We start from the raw sequence: 21,465 nt of genomic DNA on the forward strand, positions 1-21,465 counted from the left end.
GTGGTACGGGCGCGGCGAGGCAAAGGTTCGACGCCGGGGGCGCGGGAATCGCGGCATGGGCCAGGGCGTTCCGATAGACGGTACGGATCGAGGCCAGACCCCAGGCCAGGAGGCAGACATGAAGGTACGCACCTCGTTGCGCGCGCTGAAGCAGAAGCCCGGTTCGGTGGTGGTCCGCCGGCACGGCCGGGTGATCGTGGTGAACCGCGCGAACCCGCAGTGGAAGAGCCGTCAGGGCTGATCAGCCCTCGCAACGGACATCGAGTCGCAGACGCCCCGGCCGGGAGGTTTCCGGTCGGGGCGTCTGCCATGTGTGAGCACGCCCGGACGCTCACTCAGGGAGAATGGTGACGTTCTGCTCAAGCAGCTCGTCCACGAGCCTGGCGTAGCGTTCCGGGCCCCACTGGGGTGGCTGTCCTCCGGGCTGGGGCTCGTCTCCGTTATCTACGAAGAACTTCTCGTGTCCGCCCGGGGTAAAGATGACCAGCATTCTGGCATCGGTGTCGCCCACGTTCTTGAACCTGTGCCGGTTGCCGCGGGGGATGAAGACGAAGTCACCGGCCTCGGCCACCTGGAGTTCATCGCCGTTGAGGAACTCCAGGCGGCCCGACAGCACGTAGAACGCTTCGTCCTCGTTGCCGTGGCTGTGTGCGACCGGTCCAGCCCCGGGTGGCACTGTGGCTTCGATCAGCCCGAGAGAGCCGTTGGTGTCGTCTGCGGTGACCTTGATGGTGTAGGTGTCGCCTGCGAGCCACCTGTGGGTGCCCTCGGAGCGCCGGACGAAGACACCGCCGCGAGCGGTCCACCGCGGATCGTTCTTGTCGGGCACGGGGAACGGGAAACTCATCTGCTACTCCTTGGATTCGTGCGGGGAAGGGCAGCCGGGTGCCGCCCTGTTGCGTGGGCTTTCGTGGAGGTTGAGGGAGGAATCTCGTCAGGCCTTTGCAGATCGGTGCAGGATGCCGTCGGGGTCGTAGCGCTTCCACAGCTCGCGGACCCGGTCACCGGTCGGCCCTGGGTAGGCGCGAGCGAATGTCCTCGTATCGGGATGGCTCTCGAAGTTCACGTACCCGCCGTCCACGTGCGGTGCGAAGGCGCCCCAAGCGGTCGAAAGGGCCTTCCGGCCGTACGGTGGGAACGTCGAGGCGATGACAAGCGCCTTGTGGTGGCGATGCGGGTAGGCGGTGGCGGCCGGGTCAAGGTCATTGGCGGCGCCGCCGAGTGAGCGCATCTGGATCAGGACCGGGTCGCGGCCCGTCACCGCCTTCACCAGGGCGCGGGCCGCGTCGCGGTCGATGTCCGCGAACAGCCCGTTGGTGGTGTTGGTGGGCATCTGGCCGGTATTCGGGTGCAGATGCGCGGCTGGGATCACATTCGAGTACGGGACGATATGAGCCTGTTGGACCGTGATTCCCCTGATATCGAGGAGAGGCTGAAGGGCTTTTTGGATCGTGGCCGGCTTGTTCGAGGCCACGACGGCGGTGATGGAGGCGACCGGCATGATGCCTTGGGAGGCCAGTGTCACCGCCGTCGTCAGTTCACGTGGCGCGGCCGCCATGACGGCACCCCAGCGCTGCAGGTTGCCGCCCGCAGAGTCCACTCGCATGACGAGCTGGGCGAACCCGACGTCGCGCAGTTCGGTGGCCTCGATCTCGAAGGCCACCGCGATCCCCGCACCGGCTCCCGCACCGCGCATCACCCACAACAGATCGGGCTCGGTGGCGGCATCGGCGCGGACCTGGGTGCCGTCGGGCAGGACCACCTCCACTGCGCGGACGTGGTCGATGGTGAGTCCGTAGTGCCGGACGAGCCATCCGATGCCGCCGGCCGTTGCCAGGCCTCCGACACCGACGTTGCCGTGGTCGCCGGAGCTGATAGCCAGTCCGTGCGGGGCGAGTGCCTGTGCGACCTGCGCCCAGCGGGCGCCCGCCTCCACCCGTACCAGGCGCGTACGGCGATCGAGGACGTCGACGCGGCGCATCGCGCTCAGATCGATGACGAGTCCGTTGTCGTTCGTGGCGCTTCCGGACAGGCCGTGCCCGCCACTGCGGACCGCGAGAGGGAGATTCCGCTCGCGGGCGAGCCGCAGCGCCGCGGCGACGTCATCGGCCGACTTGGCGAGGACGACTGCTGCGGGCCGGCCGACGGTGGTGTACGTGGAACGGAGCAGCCTGTAACGAGGATCGCCCTCGGTGACGATTTTGCCGGTCAGGCCGGCCGGGACGGCGCCAAGGCGCGTGGTCATCGTGTACTCCTGAGGGTTTCGACGCGATCGCGGACCGCCGGGACAATCTCGGAGGCAAAGATCGAGAGCTGGTTTTCGTGGTCGGCCACGGGCCAGAACACGAAGGTGTCGAACCCGAGGACGACCACCCACTCGCTGAGCGTGTCCACCCATTGGCGCACGCCACCCACGAGCCCCTGGGCGCCCCGGAAGTGCCCGATGGCACCGATCACGTTGTAGATTCGGCGAACCGATTCCGGGGCGCGTCCGGCAGCCGTAGCCGCCTCATCGATGATCTGCTGGCGGGCGGGCACCTGCTGCGGCGGCACGTAGATGTTCAGCGGCGAGATCCACCCGTCCGCCGACCTGCCCGTGACCGCCAGCATCTTGGGCCCCTGGGCGCCGAGCCAGAGTCCGACGGGCTTGGGCGGCCGAGGGCCGGCGCGATAGCCGGTCACCGAGTGATGGGGGGTTTGCAGTCGCACGGTGTCCGCGGCCAGGGCCGCGCGCAGGAGCATGAGCGACTCCTCCGTGAAGGTGACCATCTGTCCGCCGCGTCGGGGCACACCGCCCATTGAGGCGATCGCGTCGGCAAAAGCGCCACCGCCGACGCCGAGGTGGATGCGACCGTCGGTGAGCACGCTCAGCGAGGCGGCGGCCTTGGCGAGCATCGTCGGCGGACGCAGTTGCAGGTCCGCCACGTCGGTGAAGAAGGAGATGCGCTCCGTGGCGACAGAGAGGCTGCTGATCAGAGTCCAGCTGTCTAGGTGCCCCGGCTGGTAGGGATGGTCCTGCACCGCGAGGAGGTCCAGGCCGACGTCCTCGGCCAGACGCGCGAGGTGCCGGGTCTGGTCCAGTGACGCGGCCGAGGGGTCCAGGCTCAGCCCGAAGGAGAGTGGGCGTCCGTAGTCGGTCATGGATCCACGATGCGGCGGGCGGCACGTCCCGCCAAACGACCGGTAAGATACTTACTTCTAGTAAGTAGCCACAGGCTCGGAGGTCGCAGAAATGACCAACACCCAGCCGCTGCGCCCGCAACGCAGCTCGATCCACGATGACACTTGCCCGAGCTTCCAGGAGGCGCTCGAGCTGATCGGGCGCCGCTGGACCGGCTCGATCTTGGCCGCCGCCGCCCAAGGTGCTCGCCGCTTCGGCGAGTACCGCGCCACCATCGACGGCATCTCCGACCGATTGCTGACGCAGCGTCTGAAGGAACTCGAGGCAAACGGGCTCATCGAGCGGACCGTGATCCCCAGCACGCCGGTGCAAATCCGGTACGACCTCAGTGCGGACGGCAAGGCATTGGTGCAAGCCCTGCAGCCGCTGACGAAATGGAGCATCCAGCGTTCCGCTCGGCGCGCACGGTAGCCCTGCGGCCGGTCGGCATGCCCTGGCGCTGGCCGACGCGGTCCGCGACGACCTCTGCAGGGCGACGACTCGGTGCCGGTCGTCGACGAGACGTCGGAGGCCAGGAACGATAAAAGCCCTGGCGAGGGATTCGCTCCCTCACCAGGGCTTTCGCAAGGGTGGAGCCGAGGGGACTCGAACCCCTGACCCCCACACTGCCAGTGTGGTGCGCTACCAGCTGCGCCACGGCCCCTTGCTGTCATCCCGGTCGCCCGGGCACTGGGAAACTATACACAGACCGGCCGGCATGGTCATCTCGCGGGGGTCCCGCCGCCCGGGATCAGTTGAGCGCCACGTCCGGCGGGAAGTGCGCCACTGCGGCCATCATGCCGCCCTGCCGGCGCAGCACCATCGGCCACAGGTCGTCGGGGCGGTCGACGAAGGCGTCACCGGGCAGGGCGTCCAGCAGAAACCATGACCCGTCGGCGATCTCCTGCTCCAACTGCCCGCTGCCCCAGCCGGAGTAGCCGGCGAAGACCCGGATGCCACCGACGCTCTCCCGCAGCTTCTCCGGGTCGACTGAGAGGTCGATCGTGCCGACCGCCCCGGACACCTGGTGGAAGCCCTTGAGTCGGCGCAGCGGTTGCCGCATCCGGGCCAGGCAGATGGCCGAGTCGGGCTGCACCGGCCCGCCCTCGAAGAGCACTGCCGGTTCGCGGGCCAGGTCGCTCCAGTCGCCCAGCACCTCGGCGACCGGCACCTCGGTGGCACGGTTCAGCACCACGCCGAGCGCGCCGCCCGGCTCGTGGGCGACCAGCAGCACCACCGTACGGTCGAAGTTTGGGTCCTTGAGGGCCGGAGTCGCGACCAGCAGCCGCCCGGTCATCGACTCCACTGCCCGTCCGCCGATCGCCTGGCCCTCTCCCTGCATCCCACCTACCCGTCAGTCGTGACCCCGGTCCGGGATCCGCCACCCGTCGGATCCGGACAGTGTGTCGGGATCAGCCGCGCCGTCAACGCCATGCCTGGCACCTTAGCCTGCGTTCCGGGTGCTGGATAAGGTCTGACCGGCGGGTGATCGGAGCAGCATCACCGACGCTGGAGAAACGCCCGAAAGGTCCGTCACATCCCGATAGATTCGGCTGGTCGGGAGGGCGACCACGATCGTCCCTGCGCGTACGCGACACGGAGGCAGGTGGCGATGGCAACGGTCCGGGACGCGACGTACGACGTGCTCCGCAGCCTCGGCATGACCACCGTGTTCGGCAATCCCGGCTCAACCGAGGAGCCGTTCCTGCGGGACTTCCCGGCCGACTTCCACTACGTACACGCCCTGCACGAGGCCACGGCGGTCGCGATGGCCGACGGGTACGCCCAGGTCACCGGCAGGCCCGCGCACGTCAACCTGCACACCGCCCCCGGCACCGGCAACGGCATGGGCAACCTTGTCACCGCCTGGCACAACAAGACCCCGCTGATCGTCACCGCCGGCCAGCAGACCCGGGAGATGCTGCTGCTCGAACCCCGACTGACGAGCCGTCGGGCCGTCGAGCTGCCCGAGCCGTACGTCAAGTGGAGCTACGAGCCGGTCCGCGCGCAGGACATCCCGGCGGCGCTGCTGCGGGCGTACGCGACAGCCGTGCAGCCACCGGCCGGGCCGGTCTTCCTGTCCCTGCCCATGGACGACTGGGCCAAGCCGGCCGAGGCAGCACCCGTCCCGCGGTCGGTGGCCACCCGGTTCGGGCCGGATCCGCAGCGGTTGGCCGAGTTCGCCCAAGTGCTGGCCCGCAGCCGCAACCCGGTGCTGGTGTTCGGTCCGGGGGTGGACCGCTCCGACAGTTGGTCGGCGGCGGTAACGCTCACGGAGCGGCTGGCCGCACCGGTCTGGTCCGCACCGGCACCGGAACGGGCCGTCTTCCCGGAGGACCACCCGTACTTCCGCGGCGTGTTGCCGTTCGCGATCGAACCCCTGGCCGAGGCGCTGGACGGGCACGACACGGTGCTGGTCATCGGCGCCCCGGTGTTCCGCTACTACCCGCACGTGCCTGGTGATCACCTGCCGGCCGGCGCCCGGCTGCTGCACGTCACCGACGACCCGGACGAGGCCGCCCGCGCCCCGGTCGGGGACAGCCTGCTCGGCGACCCCGGGCTGACCCTGACCGCGCTGCTCGAACTCGTCCCGCCCGCCGACCGTCCGCCCCCGGAACCCCGGACCGCCCCCGCACCGCCGGAGATCACCGCGCCGCTGAGCGCCGACGCCCTGTTCGCCGCGTTGGCGACGCACTGGCCCGACGACGGCATCCTGGTCCAGGAGTCCCCGTCCAACCTGTCCGCGCTGCGCCGTCGGCTGCGGATCACCCGCCCGGCGTCGTACTTCACGATGGCCAGCGGCGGCCTCGGCTACGGCCTGCCGGCGGCGGTCGGCGTGGCGCTGGCGCAGCGGGACACCGGGCGTGGACGCCCGGTGGTGGCGGTGATCGGCGACGGTTCGTTCCACTACTCGGTGCAGGCGCTGTGGACCGCCGCGCGCCTGTCACTGCCCGTGGTGGTCATCGTCCCGGTCAACAAGCAGTACGCGATCCTTAAGTCGTTCGCCGAGCTGAAGGACACCCCAGGGGTTCCCGGACTGGACCTGCCGGGGCTTGACGTCACAGCGATAGCTGCCGGCTACGGCTGCGCCACCGCTGTTGTGGAATCCCCCGACCAGCTCGGCGCGGCGCTCGCCACCGGGCTACGCGCCGACCGTCCCACAGTGCTGCCGGTGCCGATAAGCACCGACATACCCAAGATCCTCTGACCTTGGCCGCCCGTCAGCGGGCGGCGATCGACAGTGGAGCGCCGGTGGCCACGTCCAGCACCGGCCGTGCCCCCAGCGGGACGGTCAGGGTGACGGTGACCGGCTCGAACTTGAGCATGTCGGGGCACACGCCGCTGGGCCTGGTGACTGCGCCACCGACCACCACCACGTCCGGGCGTTCCCGCACCAGCGGCGTGATCCCGGTGTCACACGCGCCGACACCGAGCCGGACGGTCAGCCGTACCCCGTCGACAGCCACCAGGTCCTGGGCGGCCACCAGCCCTTCGGCCAGCGGCAGTGCCGGCGCGGTGGCTTCGGGGACCGGGGTGACCGCCGTGGGCGCGACCGCGAGCCGGGCCACCGGTGTGGCCAGTTCGTCGACAGCGAACAGCCAGGCCGGGACCTGAGCCTCACCCCGACTGGTACGTACCGGCACCGCGCCGAGCGTGACACCGGTGACGGTAAGCGGGAGGCAGGCGGTCTGCGTGGTGCTGGTGGACCAGCCGTCCGGCCCCGGCTCCACTGTGGGGCCGGACGGGCTGGGCAGGCCGGGCCGCTTGGGCCGACCCGGGCACGGCAGCGGGTCACCCTGGTCGAGCTGCCGGTACGCCTCGGCGGCGCTTACCAGCGGCACTGTCGACCGGCCGTCCGGGAAACGGATCTCCCCGTCGCCCACACCAGCCGACGGGATGGGGACCTGTGCCCGGTACCAGCCGGCACGGAAGGCCGCCTCGGTCTCCGAGGTGAAGCGCGGGTCACCGGGCAGCACTGTCGGCCCCTGCAACGGGACGTACCCGGTGCGCCAGTCCGTTCCTGGTCGCCAGGCCTCGGCGACCTCGGTGGCGCGCGTGTCGAACGCCTCCGCGCCGCGTCCGGGACCGGCAGGCCCACCGGCGGGCTCGCCGCCGGTCGCGGCGCACCCAACCCCGAAGAGCAGCGGGAGTACGAGCAGAAAGACCTCTCGACGCATGCCGGGTTCGACGCGCCCGCCGACACCCCGGTTCCCTCAGGTCTCACCCCCGAGATCCGTCTGGTACGCCTGCCAGAGCAGCTCGGCGCCCCGCCGCCGGTGCCGGGTCAACGCCCGCAGCAGGTGGCCCGCCCGATGCCGCAACTCGTCGAGGCTTGCCTCGGGCCGCTCGGCGAGCCGCTGCACGGCGAGCATGGTGGCGACGATCGCGGCATGCTCCCGGGTCAGCAGCCGAACCCTGTGGTCCAGGCGAGGCGAATGGGTGAGCAACTCCCGGTAGAGGCCGGAAGGGCCCTCGGTGACCCGGACGTGTTCGGCGAAACCCTGCCCGACCGGACGCAGCCGACGCAGCACGTTCTCGCGCCAGCACGACTCGATCGTCGCGTCGGCGTCGGTGTCGGTGTCGGCGACGACCCGGGCGAGGGCGTGCACGTCACCGGCAAGCCCGGCGGGACGCGGCTGACCGGGCAACCCGACGGGGTACACCCGTGTCGCAACTGACGGCTGCTGGACCGGACCGGTGACCATGGCACCTCCCGCGCGGCGCTGCTACCTCATACCGCGATGGTGAACCCCGCCCGCCTGCCCTGTCCAGAGGGCCCGGCGGGCTCATCTGCCCCATAGGTCACAGACGTCACTCCCACCTCGGAGACCCCGGCGGTGATCGACTCGGTTTCACTGAAATCGCGGTGTCCCGGCGCTCCGGATGCCCCGGCTTCAAGGAAGCCGAGTCGATCTCAAGGAGCTGGCGCGGGCCGAGCGGCTGGCGCCGGCCGTCGACACGGGTAGAAACGGCGATGCGCCCCGGCTGGTGGGCCGGGGCGCATCGTTCGAGGTGGTGGAGGTGCCGGGAATCGAACCCGGGTCCTTCGCCGGTTTGTCAGGGCTTCTCCGAGCGCAGCTCGCTATGCCTCTACTCGGCCCCACCGCTCACGCGAGCAAGTTGGTGTGACGGGCCCAGTCGCTGATTTATCTCGCCGCACGGACCCCGCGACCGGGTCCGATTGGCCAGCCTTCTAGCTGATGCCGGCTACTGGGACGAAGGCGTTCCCAGGCCGACAGACTCACTACTCGCCTCAGGCGGCGAGAGCGAAGTCAGCGCGTTGGTTCTTGGCGCTTATTGGTTTCCGACGACCGATTCTCGAGACGACGTCGGCTTCCTCGGCTCGCTTCCCCTGTCGCTGCGTACGAAGTCGAAACCAGTCACCCCCTCGACAGGCCGCCGATGTGGCGGCACTGACAAGACTAACGCCTGCCGCAACGGGTTTCATCCCGAGCCCCGGGCCGACACGTCGACACGGACAAACGGGACGAACTAATCGTCCATGCCCTTGCCGCGCCGACCGGAGATCCGGGCGATCTCCCGGTCCGCGTCGCGCTTGGCGAGGTCCTGCCGCTTGTCGTACGACTTCTTGCCCTTGGCCAGGGCGATCTCCACCTTGGCCCACCCGTCGGAGAAGTAGACCTGCAACGGGACGATTGTCAGCCCACCCTCGCGGGTCTTGCCGAGCAGCTTGTCGATCTCGCCCCGGTTGAGCAGCAGCTTGCGGGTACGCCGGGGCTCGTGGTTGGTCCAGGTGCCCTGGGTGTACTCCGGGATGTGCATCGCGTGCAGGTACAACTCGCCGTTGCGCTCCTGCGCGAACGCGTCGACAAGCGACGCCCGACCGGCCCGCAGCGACTTGACCTCCGTGCCGGTGAGCGCCATGCCCGCCTCGTACGTGTCGAGGATCGAGTAGTCGTGACGCGCCTTCTTGTTGGAGGCGACCACCTTGCGCCCCTTTTCCCGTGGCATCGGTGCCACCCCCTCTCCTCCAAGGTCCGTGGCGAGCTACCCCACCCGGACAACCGATCATGCTACCTGAATGACAAGGGCCCTCCCGCGCCGTTTATTTCCGGCGCGGGAGGGCCCTTCGGGAGACGACGGGAGGACCCGTGCGGTAGCTAGACCCGCAGGTAGAAGCGCAGGGTGATCCAGGCGGTGGCGGCACTGACCAGGCCACCGACGCCGGCCATCAGCGGGAACACGAACAGGATGTCGCCCCAACTGATCGGCGAGAGCAGACCCTGCAACGCTCTGAGAGACCCGTCGAAGAGCAGATACTTCGCCGCGACAAGGGCCACCAGACCGAGCAGTGAACCGATCAGGCCGGCAACGACGGCCTCCAGCACGAACGGCGCCTGGATGAACCAGTTGGACGCGCCGACCAGCTTCATGACCGCCACCTCACGCCGCTTGCTGTACGCGGCGACCTGGATGGTGTTGGCCACCAGGAGCAGCGCGGCGATAGCCATCACGATCGCGGCGGCAAGGGCGATGTTCTGGATCGCGGTGAGGACGTCGAAGATCTTGTCGAGCAGTCGACTCTGGTCGACGATCTCGTCGACGCCCTCGGTGTCCTTGTACTTGTCGTAGATGTCCTTGTACTGCTCCGGGTTGTTCAGCTTGAGGCGGAACGACTCGGGCAGCTGGTCCGGCTTGACGGCGTTCACCAGGTCCGGAGCGTCCTGGTACATCTCCTGGAACTTCTTGTACGCCTCGTCCTTGTTGACGTAGATGACGTTCTTGACCAGGGGGTCGCCGTCGAGCTGGGCGTTCAGGTCGGTGCGCTGCTGCTCGCTCACCTCCTGGTTCAAGAAGATCGAAACCTCGATGTTCTTGTAGTAGAGGTCCTTCATGTCGTCAACCTGGCGGTACATGAGACCGCTGGCGCCGAGCATGGTCAGCGAGACCGCCATCGTGATGATCATCGCGATGGTCATGGTCACGTTGCGCCACAGTCCGACCAGTACCTCGGACAGGACGTATTTCACGCGCATCGGGATTTCCTCCGGGTCTCCGGCATGAAGTGTTCGTCGTCAGGCTGCGCAGGGGTGGAGCGGGGGCTCACCCGTAGACGCCGCGGGCCTGGTCACGCACGATGCGGCCGCTCTCGATCTCGATGACGCGGCGGCGCATCTGGTTCACGATGTTGGAGTCGTGGGTGACCATCACGACGGTCGTGCCGGTGCGGTTGATCCGGTCCAGCAGGCGCATGATCTCGATCGAGGTGTCCGGGTCCAGGTTTCCCGTCGGCTCGTCCGCCAGGAGGATCAGCGGGCGGTTCACGAACGCCCGGGCGACGGCGACACGCTGCTGCTCACCACCGGAGAGCTCGTGCGGGTAGCGGTGCTCCTTGCCACCGAGACCGACCAGCTCCAGCACCTCCGGCACGACCCGGCGGGCGACCGCCTTGGTCTTGCCGATCACCTCAAGGGCGAACGCCACGTTCTCGTACGCGGTGCGGTTCGGCAGAAGCCGGAAGTCCTGGAAGACGCAGCCGATCGAGCGCCGGAAGTGGGGTCGCTTCCAGGAACGCATCGAGGTGACGTCCTTGCTGTTGACGATGACGCGCCCCTTGTTGGGGGTGACCTCGTGCAGCAGCATTTTGATGATCGTGGACTTGCCGGAGCCGGATGGACCGATGAAGAAGACGAACTCGCCCTTCTCGATCGAGACGGACACGTTGTCGAGCGAAGGCCGGGACGCCTTCGGGTACGTCTTCGTCACTTGCTCAAGCTGAATCACGGGTGGTGAGTCTACGCGGTGTAACAACTTAGCCAAGCCCCACGTCCCGCCGAAGCGGCGCGCGTCGTCGATTCAGGCCTCTACCTGGAGATCGATGACGCGCTCCGCCCGCGCGCCGTCACGCACCGTCGCCGGTCAACTGCCGCTGCTTGCGCCAGCGGATACCGGCTTCGATGAAACCATCGAGCTCGCCGTCGAACACCGCGCTCGGATTGCCGGTCTCCTGCTCGGTTCGGAGATCCTTCACCATCTGATACGGGTGCAGGACGTACGAACGCATCTGGTCGCCCCACGAACCGGCGGCGTTCTCCTTGAGACCCTCCAGCTTGGCCTGCTCCTCCTGGCGCTTGCGCTCCAACAGGCGGGCCTGGAGCACCCGCAGCGCGGATGCCTTGTTCTGTAGCTGGGACTTCTCGTTCTGGCAGGTCACCACGATGCCGGTCGGGATGTGGGTCAGCCGGACCGCCGAGTCGGTGGTGTTGACGCTCTGCCCACCGGGCCCGGAGGAGCGGTAGACGTCGACGCGTACCTCGTTCTCGGGGATGTCGATGTGGTCGGTCTGCTCGGTCACGGGCAGGACCTCGACGCCCGCGAAGCTGGTCTGCCGGCGGCCCTGGTTGTCGAACGGGCTGATCCGGACCAGCCGGTGGGTGCCGGACTCGACGCTGAGGGTGCCGTAGGCGTAGGGCACCTTGACCGCGAAGGTGGCCGACTTCAGGCCCGCCTCCTCGGCGTACGAGGTTTCGTAGACCTCGGTCGGGTAGCCGTGCCGCTCCGCCCAGCGCAGGTACATCCGCAGCAGCATCTCGGCGAAGTCCGCCGCGTCCACGCCGCCGGCGCCGGCCCGGATGGCGACAAGCGCCTCCCGCGAGTCGTACTCGCCGGAGAGCAGGGTGCGGACCTCCATCTCCTGGATGGCCTTGGTGAGCCCGGTGATCTCCACCTCGACCTCGGTCAGCACGCCCGGGTCGGACTCGGCCTCGGCCAGCTCCAGCAGCACGCGGGCGTCGTCGAGCTGGGAACGCAGGCTGCCCAGCTTGCTGATCTCGCCGTTGACGTACGACAGCTGCGAGGTCACCTGCTGCGCCTTGGCCTGGTCGTCCCACAGGTCAGGGGCGGACGCCTCCTGCTCCAGGCGGGCCTTCTCCTCGTGCAGCCGGTCCAGGTTGAGGACGGCCTCGATGTTGCGCAGGGTCGCGTCGAGTTCCTTGAGCTGTTCGGCGTAATCGGCAGCGGTCACGACAGACAAGCGTACTGTGCCGCAGCCGGAGCAGCTCGTTCCGTATGCGAGAACCTGCCGATCATCATCCGGCGGGGGCGGACTTCAGCCAGGACAGCGCCGCCTTGTGGTAGGCGACGGCGAACTCCAGCGCGCTGGCGTCGTACGTCTCGCCGTCCCGTTTGGCGTTCTTGACCTGCTCACGCACCTGCGCCAGGGCCTGGGTGTGGTATTCGTTGGCCGAGGCGTACAGGCCCTTGAGCTGGCTGGCGGAGTGCAGGTTGCCGAAGGCCATCCGGAGCGCGACCGGGTTGCGGATGGTGTCCCGCCCCGGGTTCTCCGCCAGCCAACGGGAGAATGTCCGTTTTCCGCTTGCCGTGAGCGCGTACGGCTGACTCATCCGCGGGCCCGGCTTGCCGAGCCGCACGTAACCCCGCTCGGCAAGCACCGGCAACTCCCGGTAGACCTGACTGCGGGTCATCGACCAGTACGGCGCCAGCCGGCGCTCTGCGGCGGCCATCAGCTGGCCGCCTGTCATGGGACCCTCGTGGAGCAGCCCGAGCAGGGCCGCCGCCGTGGGGTTGACTCCGGATTCCGCCATGCCCGTTACGCTGCCACTTTGCGCTGTCTGCGTCCAGGTTTTGACGGTTTGCCACTCGAACGTCTTCCTATGTGCACTGTCGGCGGCAGACTGTCCGTTGAGGACTATCGATGGATTGGGCCCGCTCGGTCGCCCGCCGACGGCGCTGCGCACGCCGCCGGCGGGCCACCGCAGGTCAGCCCATGTGGGGGTACGTGTGGTCGGTCGGCGGCACGAACGTCTCCTTGATCGTCCGCGGTGACAGCCAGCGGACCAGGTTGAGCCAGGAGCCTGCCTTGTCGTTGGTGCCGCTGGCCCTGGCACCACCGAACGGCTGCTGCCCGACGACCGCGCCGGTCGGCTTGTCGTTGATGTAGAAGTTGCCGGCCGCGTACCGCATCCGCTCGGCGACCGCGTCGATCACCCGGCGGTCGGTGGCGAAGACCGACCCAGTCAGCGCGTACGGGGCGATCGACTCGGCCTGCGCGACCACCTCGTCGAAGCGCGCGTCGTCGAACACGTGCACGCCGAGGATCGGCCCGAAGTACTCGGTGGTGAAGGTCTCGTGGGCGGCGTCGGAGCACTCGAAGAGCGTCGGCCGGACGAAGTAGCCGACCGAGTCGTCGGCGGTGCCGCCGGCCAGCACCCGACAGGAGTCGTCACCGGCGATCAACTCCAACGCGGCGGTGTGCCGGGCGAACGCCTTGTCGTCGATCACCGCGCCGCCGAAGTTACCGAAGTCGGCCACGTCGCCGTACGTCAGCGAGTCGGTGGTGGCGGCCAGGCGGTCCCGCAGCCCACCCTCCCAGAGCGAGCGCGGCACGTACGCCCGGGAGGCCGCCGAGCACTTCTGGCCCTGGTACTCGTAGGCGCCACGGATCAGCGCGGTGTGCAGGGCGTCCACGTCGGCGCTTGTGTGCGCGACAACGAAGTCCTTGCCGCCGGTCTCGCCGACGAGCCGGGGGTAGCCCCGGTACCGGGCGATGTTGTCGCCGACGGTCCGCCAGAGCTGCTGGAAGACCTTCGTCGAGCCGGTGAAGTGGATGCCGGCCAGGTCCGGGTCGGCGAGTACGACGTCGGAGACCTCCTCGCCCCGCCCGGTCACCATGTTGATCACGCCGGGCGGCAGACCGGCGGCCTCGAACAGTCGCATTGTGAAGTGCGCGGCGAACTGCTGGGTCGGGCCCGGCTTCCAGATGACCGTGTTGCCCAGCAGGGCCGGCGCCGACGGCAGGTTGCCGGCGATCGCCGTGAAGTTGAACGGGGTGACCGCGTAGACGAAGCCCTCCAGCGGGCGGTGGTCAAAGCGGTTCCAGACCCCGGGCGAGGAGGCCGGCTGCTCCTCGAGCAGGCGGCGGGCGAAGTGCACGTTGAACCGGAGGAAGTCGATGAACTCGCAGGCCGCGTCGATCTCCGCCTGGATCGCGGTCTTCGACTGACCGAGCATCGTGGCGGCGTTGAGCGTGTCACGCCACGGGCCGGCGAGCAGTTCGGCGGCGCGCAGGAAGATCGCGGCCCGCTCCTCGAACGGCAGCGCCCGCCACATCGGGGCCGCGTCCTTGGCAGCCTTGATCGCGGTACGGGCGTCGTCGTGGGTGGCGTGCGCGGTGACGCCAAGCACGTGGGCGTGCTTGTGCGGCTGCACCACGTTGATCGGATCGCCGCCGGCCATCCGCTGCTCGCCGCCGATGGTCATCGGCAGGTCGATCTTCTCGGCGGCCAGCTCGGTAAGCCTCCGCTGGAGCCGCTCCCGGTCTCCGCTGCCCGGCTCGTAGTTGCGAACCGGCTCGTTGCGTGGCTCGGGTACGGAGAACACGGCGTCCATCAAGGCTCCTGTTGGCGAACTCGACAGCGGTGGCGAAAACCGGACCCACGGGCGACGACCGGACGGCCGGACACCGGGCGCCGCACGGGGTGGCCGGGCAGCGGAGGGACCTCCCGCCGATTCTTTCATGCGGACCTGGTCACCTCACCGTCACCACCGCCCGGCGTCAAGGACCGGTACACCCCTTCCCTCCTTACCGACCTGGCTCGACAAATGAGCCGTACACGGTCTCGCCAGACGGAGCTCCGGAGCGGCCGGGCCAGTCGTACCCGCTGGGCCCGTCCCGGGGTCGACGGGCACTGCGCTGGGCCCGCGTACCCTGAATGGCGGTGACCTGCCGCCTCGAAGGGGAGACGATGACCAAGCAGCCCGGCCGCGCCCCAACCGCGGAGTCGGACCAGCCGGCGGTCGACGCCACCCCCGACGGCCGTCTGGCGCCCGCGCCGGGTGCGGCGGTGCTCGCGCTGGTGGCGCTCGGCTGGCTCGCCGCGATGCTCTGGTCGACGCGGGAGGCCATCACCTCGTCCGCGGCGGGCATCACCGCGATCAGCCTCTCCGCGTTCGCCCTGCCCGGCGTGATCTCGGCCGCGCTGGTGGCCGGGGCCGCCACGGCCCTGGCCTTCGGCAACCTGCTGTCCCGGCGGTACGGCGACTCGATCACCCTGCGGTTCGTCGGCGCGATCGGCGCCGGAATGGTGGTCGGGCTGTCCGCCGCGCTGGCCATCAACCTCACCTACTTCGACACCTCGACCACAAACGTGATCGCCGGCACCACCGCAGCCGCCGCGATCATCGGTGGCGCGGTCGCCGGCGCGCGTACGGCCCCGGCGGTCGGAGCGGTGGTGACCGCCGCACTGGGCACGCTGATCTTCGTGGTCGCGTTCAGCCGCGCCCGGGACCCTCTGTTCAACCTCTTCGGCGCGGGTGACACCCAGCAGTCACTGGTGGACGCCGCCAAGTGGGTGTCGCGCACCGAATCGCTCCTGGCCGGGCTGCTCGCCGGGCTGCTCGCCTTCGGCTACCTCACCTGGGCGCGACGGCGTGCCCTGCGCCGCGACCCGGGCACGGCAGCGCTGCGCTGGCCCGCGTACCTGCTCGCCGGCGCCGGGCCGGGGCTGCTCCTGCTGCTCGCCGAGGCGATCATCCGGATCGGCGGCAGGTCACTTCTGGACCTGGCAAGCGCGCTCAGCGAGGCGGACGCCGTGGCTCAGACCTCGCTGGGCACCTCGCGGGTGGACAACGGCATCTGGGTGCTGTTCGTCGGGGCGCTTACCGCGCTCATCGCGTTCGGCCGCACGCTCGGTCCGACCCCCGACGACGAGCCGGATGCCCCCACCGGTCCTGCCGCCACTCCTGCGGCCACTCCCGCCGCCGGGACGGACCAGACCGACCGGGCTGAGCCGACCGATCCGGACGAGGTCGACGCGGACAGTGCCGACGCCGACCCGGCGAGGGTCGATCCGGCCCGCTGACCGACCAATACGGTCCCGGCCCAAGCGGCCCACTGGCTGCTTCCGGCCGGCTCGCTCGGCCCGCCGGACACGGCGCTTCAGGCGCCGGATGCCTGGTTCAGTCCGTGGCGCGGAGCAGCAGATCCAACTCCGTCACGTCGTACCACTCCAGCTCGTGGTCCTCGGCCCCGTCGACGGTGAACTGCGCGTCCGGGTCGCCAGCGTCGGCCTCGGCCACCACGTCGGCCGCCGCGGCGACCTCCGCGACGGCGTCCGCGCCGTCCACGTGGAGCGCCGCGACAGCGCCCACCGGCACGGTGTCAGCCAGCGTCACAGTGCTGGAACCCAGCTCACCGTCACCCCGTCCGATCACTGCCGGGGGCAGGTCGACCGAGACGACCACCCGGCGGCGTGGCGCGGCCGGGTCGGCCCGGAGCAGGTGCAGCGCGTCCTGGGCGGCCCTGGTGAACGCGACGTACTCCAGTTCCTCCTCGTCGCCCTCCGCGTACCACTCGCGCAGCGCCGGAGTCACGGCGTGCGCCCGGTCGGTGGTCAGCCCCTGCTCGCGCAGGCGGGCCAGCATCGGTACGGTCGCCGGCACGTACACCCGGACAAGCTCGTCGGTCACCGGTCGTCTCCCTGCTCGATCCTCCACCGGCGGCTGCCGGCACGGGCGCAGATCATGCCGCACGCCGTGATCGTCATACACCTCGCCCGCGGTCGGTGGAAGTTTCCCGACGGTGTGTCCGCCGGAGGATGGCACACCTCATTGGCCGGTCAGTGCTGGGCGGCAGAGCCTGTCGATGGCAAACTGAGGCAAACGACATCAAGACCGGGAGTGATTGTGGAGCCGAGGTTCCTGCTGCTGTCCGACGTGGCCGCCGAGCTGAACGTGTCGGACTCGCAGGTCTACCACATGGTTCGCAGCGGGGAACTGCCGGCAATCAAGATCGGCGGACGCGGGCAGTGGCGGGTCGAGCGCGCCCGGCTGGAGGAGTACATCGCCCAGAAGTACGCCGAAACCGCCGACTGGGTACGCGGCAACCCCCTCGTCGACCGCGACCCGGAGTAGCCATTTTGCTTCAACGCGCCATTGACCGGGGCCGTTCAATCGCTCAGAATCGAGCTTGTCGGAGGCAAACGTAGGCAAACGCAAGATCAAGGGAGCAGCCATGACCGAGCGGCGACCCGGTTCCTCCCGACCACCAGTGCGGCTGCGTCCCGTCCCGCCGATCGACCCGCCGTACCCGGACGAGGCCTACTGGCCCACCCACGGCCAACTCGCCCTCGATCTGTTCGCCGCGAACCGGCCGGACCCGGTCCGGCCGGCGGAGCGTCGCACGGCCCTGCGCCGGGTGCCCACCCGACCCGACACCCATCCGGGTGCCCCGCTGCCACCCGCAACAGCCCCCGAGGCGACCCGGGCCGCGCACCGCTTCGTCGGCACCTGCCTGGAGGTGGTCAACGGCTACCGGTCGCCGGCACAGCTACGCCCACTGCTCGACCCCAGTCAGGCAAGTGACCTGCTCACCGAACTGGCCCGCGCCACCAACCGGGCCGGGTCGAACCGCCGCCGGGCAGCACGGGCGGCAGTGCGCCTGCTCCGCGTACGCGTCTGCGAGCCCCGGGAAGGCGCCGTCGAGGGGGCCGCCGTCCTCACCGGCGTGGGTGGTCAGAGCTGGGCTATCGCCCTGCGGCTGGAACACCGCCGGGGCCGCTGGCTCTGCACTGCCCTCCACGTCCTCTGACAGCGCCTCGCAGGTGCGCGGCCGCAAGGGCCACACCAGACAGAGGTGGACACCGACACGGACGCGCCCACCGGTACGAGTACGCGCCCCCGGAAGAGGCGTGTACTGGCGAGGGCCAGCCCCGGCCGAAGGCCGCACCCTACGACGCCACCCACCCACGAGGGCTGCGCACCCAAGAGCGTGCGCGTACTGGGCGCCCGCCTCCGGCGAAGGCCGCACCCCTGCGATGCCGCCCACCAATGAGGGGCTGCGGCACAACCCACCCGACCAACAAAGAGCGAAATACTCCTTCCGGGTCAAATGCCTCGCGGCGACAGGGCAGCCCGGCCCTGACACCGAACTGGGGCGTGTGATCCACTCGGCTTCCTTGAAATCGGGGTATCACCCAAAGGCGGACACCCCGATTTCAAGGAAGCCGTGATGATCTTGGGCACAGGGCGGGAGCGGAGGCGCAGCGCGGGCGCGGAGGGCGAGGCGCGGCGCGGACGCAGGGCGCGGACGTAGGGCGCAGCGCGAGGCGGGCGCAGCGCGAGGCGGGCGCAGCGCGAGGCTCGGCCTGGGCACACGCCGACCAGCCCACGCCCGCCGATCCGCCCACGCACGCGACCAGCGCACGCACGCCGATCCGCCCACGCACGCGACCAGCGCACGCACGCCGACGGGCCCCGGCCTTGGTGGCTGGGGCCCGTCGGGCTTGCTTTCGGTCAGTTGCCGCCGTTGGGGGCGCCGTGGCAGCGCTTGTACTTGCGGCCCGAGCCGCAGGGGCACGGCGCGTTGCGGGACGGGCCGTTGCTCGCCTCGGCCTGGTTCGCGGCGGACCGGCGGGCGCCGGCTGACGGGACCGCAGGCCCACGCAGCCCGGAGCCCGGCCGCTGTGGGGCGGACGGGGCGGTACGGCCCGGTGCCGCCGGGGCACCCTGCGCCGGGCGGCCCACGCCGAGGGCAGGCGCCTGCTGGCTTTCCTGCTCGACGGCGACCGCACCGGGGCTGGCGTCGCCGTCGATGGTCGGGGCGGAGTATTGCAGGCCCTGTCGCCGTGGCGCCCGGTCGAGGCCCTTGGCCCGGATCTCCACCGGCTTGTCGAGCAGCTTGACCTCTTCGGTCTCCTCGGTGGTCTCGGGTTCGGCGACCTGGACTTCCATGTTGTAGAGGAAGCCGACGGTCTCCTCCTTGATGCCATCCATCATGGTGGCGAACATGTCGAAGCCCTCGCGCTGGTACTCCACCACCGGGTCACGCTGGGCGTACGCCCGAAGGCTGATGCCCTCCTGCAGGTAGTCCATCTCGTACAGGTGCTCGCGCCACTTTCGGTCGATCACCTGGAGCAGGACCATCCGCTCGAGCTGACGCGTCCCCTCGGCGCCGAGCTGCTCCTCGCGGCGGTCGTACGCGGCGTGCGCGTCGTCCTTGAGTCGGGCGATCAGGAAGTCGGCGTCCATGCCGGAGCGGGAACCGCCGGCCTCCTCCTCCATCTCCTCGATGGTCACGCCGACGGGGTAGAGCTGCTTGAGGCTGGACCAGAGCTGCTCGAGGTCCCAATCCTCGCCGTAGCCCTCGGAGGTGGCACCGCGCACGTACGCCTCGACGGTTTCGTCGATCATGCTGCGGACCTGCTCGGACAGGTCTTCGCCGTTGAGCACCCGCAGCCGCTCGGCGTAGACGACCTGGCGCTGCTTGTTGAGCACCTCGTCGTACTTGAGAACGTTCTTGCGGATCTCGGCGTTCTGACCCTCGATCTGGGCCTGGGCGCTCTTGATCTGGCGGGTGACCATCTTGGACTCGATGGGCACGTCCTCGGGGATGTTGAAGCGCTCCATCACCGCCTCGACAGCGCCGGCCCGGAAGCGTCGCATCAGCTCGTCCTGGAGCGACAGGTAGAAGCGGGACTCGCCCGGGTCACCCTGCCGGCCGGCGCGACCACGCAGCTGGTTGTCGATCCGTCGGGACTCGTGCCGCTCGGTGCCCAGCACGTAGAGGCCACCGGCGGCGGCGACCTCCTCCGCCTCGGCGTCGCAGGCCTGCTTCCACGTGGGAAGGACCTCCTCCATCGCCTTGGCGTACTCCTCCTCGTTCTCCAGCGGGTCGAGGCCACGCTGACGCAGCTCGTTGGCCGCGAGGAACTCGGGGTTGCCGCCGAGCAGGATGTCGGTGCCACGACCGGCCATGTTTGTGGCGACTGTGACCGCGCCCTTACGCCCGGCCTGGGCGACGATCTCGGCCTCGCGGGCGTGGAACTTGGCGTTGAGCACGTTGTGCGGGATGCCCCGGCGGCGCAGCAACTGGGAGAGGATCTCGGAGTTTTCCACCGAGACGGTGCCGACGAGCACGGGCTGGCCCATCTGGTGCCGCTCGGCGATGTCCTCGATGACGGCGTTGAACTTGGCCTTTTCGGTCTTGTAGATGACGTCCGGCCGGTCCTCACGGACCATCGGGCGGTGGGTCGGGATGCTCACGACGCCGACCTTGTAGACCTTGTTGAACTCGCCGGCCTCGGTCTGCGCCGTACCGGTCATGCCGGACAGCTTGTTGTAGAGGCGGAAGTAGTTCTGGAGGGTGATGGTGGCCAGGGTCTGGTTCTCCTGCTTGATCTCCACCCCCTCCTTGGCCTCGATCGCCTGGTGCATGCCCTCGTTGTAGCGACGGCCGTGCAGGATGCGACCTGTGAACTCGTCGACGATCAGGACCTCACCGTCGTTGACGATGTAGTCCTTGTCGCGCTTGTAGAGCTCCTTGGCCTTGATGGCGTTGTTGAGGTAGCCGACCAGCGGGGTGTTCACCGACTCGTACAGGTTGTCGATGCCGAGGCGGTCCTCCACCTTGGCGACACCGCGCTCGGTCACCGCGATGGTGCGCTTGGAGTAGTCGACCTCGTAGTCGCCCTCGCCGTCGGTGCCGGGCTGGAGCCGGGCCACCACTCCGGCGAACTCGCCGTACCAGCGGGCCGAGTGCTCGGCGGGGCCGGAGATGATCAGCGGGGTACGCGCCTCGTCGATGAGGATCGAGTCGACCTCGTCGACCACCGCGAAGTTGTGCCCGCGCTGGACCAGCTCGTCGTGCGACCAGGCCATGTTGTCGCGCAGGTAGTCGAAGCCGAACTCGTTGTTGGTGCCGTACGTGATGTCGCACTCGTACGCGGCCCGGTGCTCGCTGGCCGGACGGTTGGGAAGCACCACGCCGACGGTCAGGCCGAGGAACTCGTGCACCCGACCCATCCAGGCGGCGTCGCGCTGGGCGAGGTAGTCGTTGACGGTGACCACGTGCACGCCGTCGCCGGAGAGCGCGTTGAGGTAGACGGCCATGACCGAGGTCAGCGTCTTGCCCTCACCGGTCTTCATCTCGGCGATGTTGCCGAAGTGCAGCGCCGCGCCGCCCATGACCTGGACGTCGTACGGTCGCTGGCCGAGCACGCGGGCAGACGCCTCGCGGGCCACCGCGAACGCCTCCGGCAGGAGGTCGTCGAGGGTCTCGCCGTCGGCCAGCCGTTCCCGGAACTGTTCGGTCATGCCGGCCAGTTCCTCGTCGGTGAGGTTGACGTAGTCGTCCTCGATCGAGTTGACGGCGGCGGCGATGGCCTTGAGCCGGCGCACCATACGGCCCTCGCCTGCGCGAAGGACCTTTTCCAGAATCGACACGGATCAACGCTCCCCTAGACGGTCTCGAACCATCGTAGGCGCTCCCCGGGCGCAATGGTCACTGGTGGCGGCGGTCCATCCCGCCGAACCCGACATAACTCGCG

Annotated in this window: 20 protein-coding genes, 1 tRNA gene and 1 other RNA gene; 6 read left to right on the forward strand and 16 right to left on the reverse strand. The window is 69.4% G+C overall.

The window, feature by feature from the left end:
• Positions 1-118: 118 nt before the first annotated feature.
• Positions 119-241: a ribosomal protein bL36 gene (locus ACLQ23_RS00980; protein ID WP_053657252.1), complete on the forward strand. Its 123-nt coding sequence runs from the start codon at positions 119-121 to the stop codon at positions 239-241.
• Positions 242-331: 90 nt separating this feature from the next.
• Here the strand turns inward: ACLQ23_RS00980 and ACLQ23_RS00985 are convergent, their stop codons facing one another.
• From ACLQ23_RS00985 to ACLQ23_RS00995, 3 genes are all read right to left on the reverse strand, one after another.
• On the reverse strand, positions 332-847 hold the full coding sequence (locus tag ACLQ23_RS00985) for a quercetin 2,3-dioxygenase (RefSeq protein WP_355629177.1): 516 nt from the start codon (positions 845-847) through the stop codon (positions 332-334).
• An 87-nt stretch (positions 848-934) separates the two neighbouring features.
• The gene (locus tag ACLQ23_RS00990) at positions 935-2,245 is read right to left on the reverse strand and encodes an FAD-binding oxidoreductase (protein WP_355629174.1); all 1,311 of its coding nucleotides are present in this window, start codon (positions 2,243-2,245) and stop codon (positions 935-937) included.
• A complete protein-coding gene (locus tag ACLQ23_RS00995; protein WP_425880234.1) occupies positions 2,242-3,141 on the reverse strand; it encodes an LLM class flavin-dependent oxidoreductase in 900 nt (299 codons plus the stop codon). Before ACLQ23_RS00995 ends, ACLQ23_RS00990 begins: the two co-directional genes overlap by 4 nt.
• A 91-nt stretch (positions 3,142-3,232) precedes the next feature.
• Here ACLQ23_RS00995 and ACLQ23_RS01000 point away from each other — a divergent pair, with 91 nt between their 5' ends.
• Positions 3,233-3,592, forward strand: coding sequence for a winged helix-turn-helix transcriptional regulator (locus tag ACLQ23_RS01000; RefSeq protein WP_425880235.1), 360 nt, complete (start codon positions 3,233-3,235; stop codon positions 3,590-3,592).
• Between the two features lie 159 nt (positions 3,593-3,751).
• On the opposite strand, the gene ACLQ23_RS01005 is transcribed toward ACLQ23_RS01000, so the two are convergent.
• Both ACLQ23_RS01005 and ACLQ23_RS01010 read right to left on the reverse strand, forming a co-directional pair.
• Positions 3,752-3,824: transfer RNA gene (locus ACLQ23_RS01005), tRNA-Ala, on the reverse strand.
• An 87-nt stretch (positions 3,825-3,911) separates the two neighbouring features.
• Entirely contained in the window at positions 3,912-4,502 is a 591-nt protein-coding gene (locus tag ACLQ23_RS01010; protein WP_053657262.1) for a YqgE/AlgH family protein, read from the reverse strand.
• A gap of 270 nt (positions 4,503-4,772) precedes the next feature.
• On the opposite strand from ACLQ23_RS01010, the gene mdlC reads away from it, so the two are divergent.
• A complete protein-coding gene (mdlC, locus tag ACLQ23_RS01015; RefSeq protein ID WP_425880236.1) occupies positions 4,773-6,368 on the forward strand; it encodes a benzoylformate decarboxylase in 1,596 nt (531 codons plus the stop codon).
• A gap of 13 nt (positions 6,369-6,381) precedes the next feature.
• Here the strand turns inward: mdlC and ACLQ23_RS01020 are convergent, their stop codons facing one another.
• The 9 genes from ACLQ23_RS01020 to pruA form a co-directional block, all read right to left on the reverse strand.
• The gene (locus tag ACLQ23_RS01020; protein WP_425880237.1) at positions 6,382-7,338 is read right to left on the reverse strand and encodes a hypothetical protein; all 957 of its coding nucleotides are present in this window, start codon (positions 7,336-7,338) and stop codon (positions 6,382-6,384) included.
• Between the two features lie 36 nt (positions 7,339-7,374).
• A complete protein-coding gene (locus ACLQ23_RS01025) occupies positions 7,375-7,866 on the reverse strand; it encodes a hypothetical protein (RefSeq protein ID WP_425880238.1) in 492 nt (163 codons plus the stop codon).
• A 308-nt stretch (positions 7,867-8,174) separates the two neighbouring features.
• Positions 8,175-8,549, reverse strand: a transfer-messenger RNA (tmRNA) gene (gene ssrA / locus ACLQ23_RS01030).
• A 104-nt stretch (positions 8,550-8,653) separates the two neighbouring features.
• Entirely contained in the window at positions 8,654-9,133 is a 480-nt protein-coding gene (smpB, locus tag ACLQ23_RS01035) for an SsrA-binding protein SmpB (protein WP_167945801.1), read from the reverse strand.
• A gap of 149 nt (positions 9,134-9,282) precedes the next feature.
• The gene (gene ftsX / locus ACLQ23_RS01040; RefSeq protein WP_355592449.1) at positions 9,283-10,158 is read right to left on the reverse strand and encodes a permease-like cell division protein FtsX; all 876 of its coding nucleotides are present in this window, start codon (positions 10,156-10,158) and stop codon (positions 9,283-9,285) included.
• Between the two features lie 67 nt (positions 10,159-10,225).
• Positions 10,226-10,906 carry a cell division ATP-binding protein FtsE gene (gene ftsE, locus ACLQ23_RS01045; protein ID WP_007455859.1) on the reverse strand — a complete coding sequence of 227 codons (681 nt, stop codon included), beginning with the start codon at positions 10,904-10,906 and terminating at the stop codon, positions 10,226-10,228.
• 118 nt (positions 10,907-11,024) lie between these two features.
• A complete protein-coding gene (gene prfB, locus ACLQ23_RS01050; protein ID WP_053657278.1) occupies positions 11,025-12,146 on the reverse strand; it encodes a peptide chain release factor 2 in 1,122 nt (373 codons plus the stop codon).
• A 64-nt stretch (positions 12,147-12,210) separates the two neighbouring features.
• Complete coding sequence (locus ACLQ23_RS01055) at positions 12,211-12,726, reverse strand: PadR family transcriptional regulator (RefSeq protein WP_425880239.1); 516 nt, start codon at positions 12,724-12,726, stop codon at positions 12,211-12,213.
• Positions 12,727-12,901: 175 nt separating this feature from the next.
• Positions 12,902-14,530, reverse strand: a complete 1,629-nt coding sequence (pruA, locus tag ACLQ23_RS01060; RefSeq protein ID WP_425880240.1) for an L-glutamate gamma-semialdehyde dehydrogenase — start codon at positions 14,528-14,530, stop codon at positions 12,902-12,904.
• Positions 14,531-14,886: 356 nt separating this feature from the next.
• Here pruA and ACLQ23_RS01065 point away from each other — a divergent pair, with 356 nt between their 5' ends.
• The gene (locus tag ACLQ23_RS01065) at positions 14,887-16,002 is read left to right on the forward strand and encodes a hypothetical protein (protein ID WP_355592455.1); all 1,116 of its coding nucleotides are present in this window, start codon (positions 14,887-14,889) and stop codon (positions 16,000-16,002) included.
• A gap of 97 nt (positions 16,003-16,099) precedes the next feature.
• On the opposite strand, the gene ACLQ23_RS01070 is transcribed toward ACLQ23_RS01065, so the two are convergent.
• A complete protein-coding gene (locus ACLQ23_RS01070) occupies positions 16,100-16,609 on the reverse strand; it encodes a DUF6912 family protein (protein ID WP_355592457.1) in 510 nt (169 codons plus the stop codon).
• A gap of 213 nt (positions 16,610-16,822) precedes the next feature.
• On the opposite strand from ACLQ23_RS01070, the gene ACLQ23_RS01075 reads away from it, so the two are divergent.
• A complete protein-coding gene (locus ACLQ23_RS01075) occupies positions 16,823-17,053 on the forward strand; it encodes a helix-turn-helix transcriptional regulator (RefSeq protein ID WP_355592477.1) in 231 nt (76 codons plus the stop codon).
• Between the two features lie 100 nt (positions 17,054-17,153).
• Positions 17,154-17,729: an Rv3235 family protein gene (locus ACLQ23_RS01080; protein ID WP_355629168.1), complete on the forward strand. Its 576-nt coding sequence runs from the start codon at positions 17,154-17,156 to the stop codon at positions 17,727-17,729.
• A gap of 704 nt (positions 17,730-18,433) precedes the next feature.
• Here ACLQ23_RS01080 and secA read toward each other — a convergent pair.
• The gene (secA, locus tag ACLQ23_RS01085; RefSeq protein ID WP_355597367.1) at positions 18,434-21,361 is read right to left on the reverse strand and encodes a preprotein translocase subunit SecA; all 2,928 of its coding nucleotides are present in this window, start codon (positions 21,359-21,361) and stop codon (positions 18,434-18,436) included.
• Positions 21,362-21,465: the final 104 nt, after the last annotated feature.

The organism is Micromonospora sp. DT41 (assembly GCF_049841715.1).
In the GTDB taxonomy this organism is placed as follows: domain Bacteria; phylum Actinomycetota; class Actinomycetes; order Mycobacteriales; family Micromonosporaceae; genus Micromonospora; species Micromonospora profundi.

What these genes read in the sequence shown, in the direction of transcription:
- pruA (WP_425880240.1), bottom strand. Translation starts at nt 14,530, where the DNA reads ATGGACGCCGTGTTCTCCGTACCCGAGCCACGCAACGAGCCGGTTCGC.
- ACLQ23_RS00980 (WP_053657252.1), top strand. Translation starts at nt 119, where the DNA reads ATGAAGGTACGCACCTCGTTGCGCGCGCTGAAGCAGAAGCCCGGTTCG.
- ACLQ23_RS00995 (WP_425880234.1), bottom strand. Translation starts at nt 3,141, where the DNA reads ATGACCGACTACGGACGCCCACTCTCCTTCGGGCTGAGCCTGGACCCC.
- ACLQ23_RS01055 (WP_425880239.1), bottom strand. Translation starts at nt 12,726, where the DNA reads ATGGCGGAATCCGGAGTCAACCCCACGGCGGCGGCCCTGCTCGGGCTG.
- ACLQ23_RS01000 (WP_425880235.1), top strand. Translation starts at nt 3,233, where the DNA reads ATGACCAACACCCAGCCGCTGCGCCCGCAACGCAGCTCGATCCACGAT.
- ftsX (WP_355592449.1), bottom strand. Translation starts at nt 10,158, where the DNA reads ATGCGCGTGAAATACGTCCTGTCCGAGGTACTGGTCGGACTGTGGCGC.
- mdlC (WP_425880236.1), top strand. Translation starts at nt 4,773, where the DNA reads ATGGCAACGGTCCGGGACGCGACGTACGACGTGCTCCGCAGCCTCGGC.
- ACLQ23_RS01020 (WP_425880237.1), bottom strand. Translation starts at nt 7,338, where the DNA reads ATGCGTCGAGAGGTCTTTCTGCTCGTACTCCCGCTGCTCTTCGGGGTT.
- ACLQ23_RS00985 (WP_355629177.1), bottom strand. Translation starts at nt 847, where the DNA reads ATGAGTTTCCCGTTCCCCGTGCCCGACAAGAACGATCCGCGGTGGACC.
- smpB (WP_167945801.1), bottom strand. Translation starts at nt 9,133, where the DNA reads ATGCCACGGGAAAAGGGGCGCAAGGTGGTCGCCTCCAACAAGAAGGCG.
- ACLQ23_RS00990 (WP_355629174.1), bottom strand. Translation starts at nt 2,245, where the DNA reads ATGACCACGCGCCTTGGCGCCGTCCCGGCCGGCCTGACCGGCAAAATC.
- ACLQ23_RS01065 (WP_355592455.1), top strand. Translation starts at nt 14,887, where the DNA reads ATGACCAAGCAGCCCGGCCGCGCCCCAACCGCGGAGTCGGACCAGCCG.
- ACLQ23_RS01010 (WP_053657262.1), bottom strand. Translation starts at nt 4,502, where the DNA reads ATGCAGGGAGAGGGCCAGGCGATCGGCGGACGGGCAGTGGAGTCGATG.
- ACLQ23_RS01080 (WP_355629168.1), top strand. Translation starts at nt 17,154, where the DNA reads ATGACCGAGCGGCGACCCGGTTCCTCCCGACCACCAGTGCGGCTGCGT.
- ACLQ23_RS01025 (WP_425880238.1), bottom strand. Translation starts at nt 7,866, where the DNA reads ATGGTCACCGGTCCGGTCCAGCAGCCGTCAGTTGCGACACGGGTGTAC.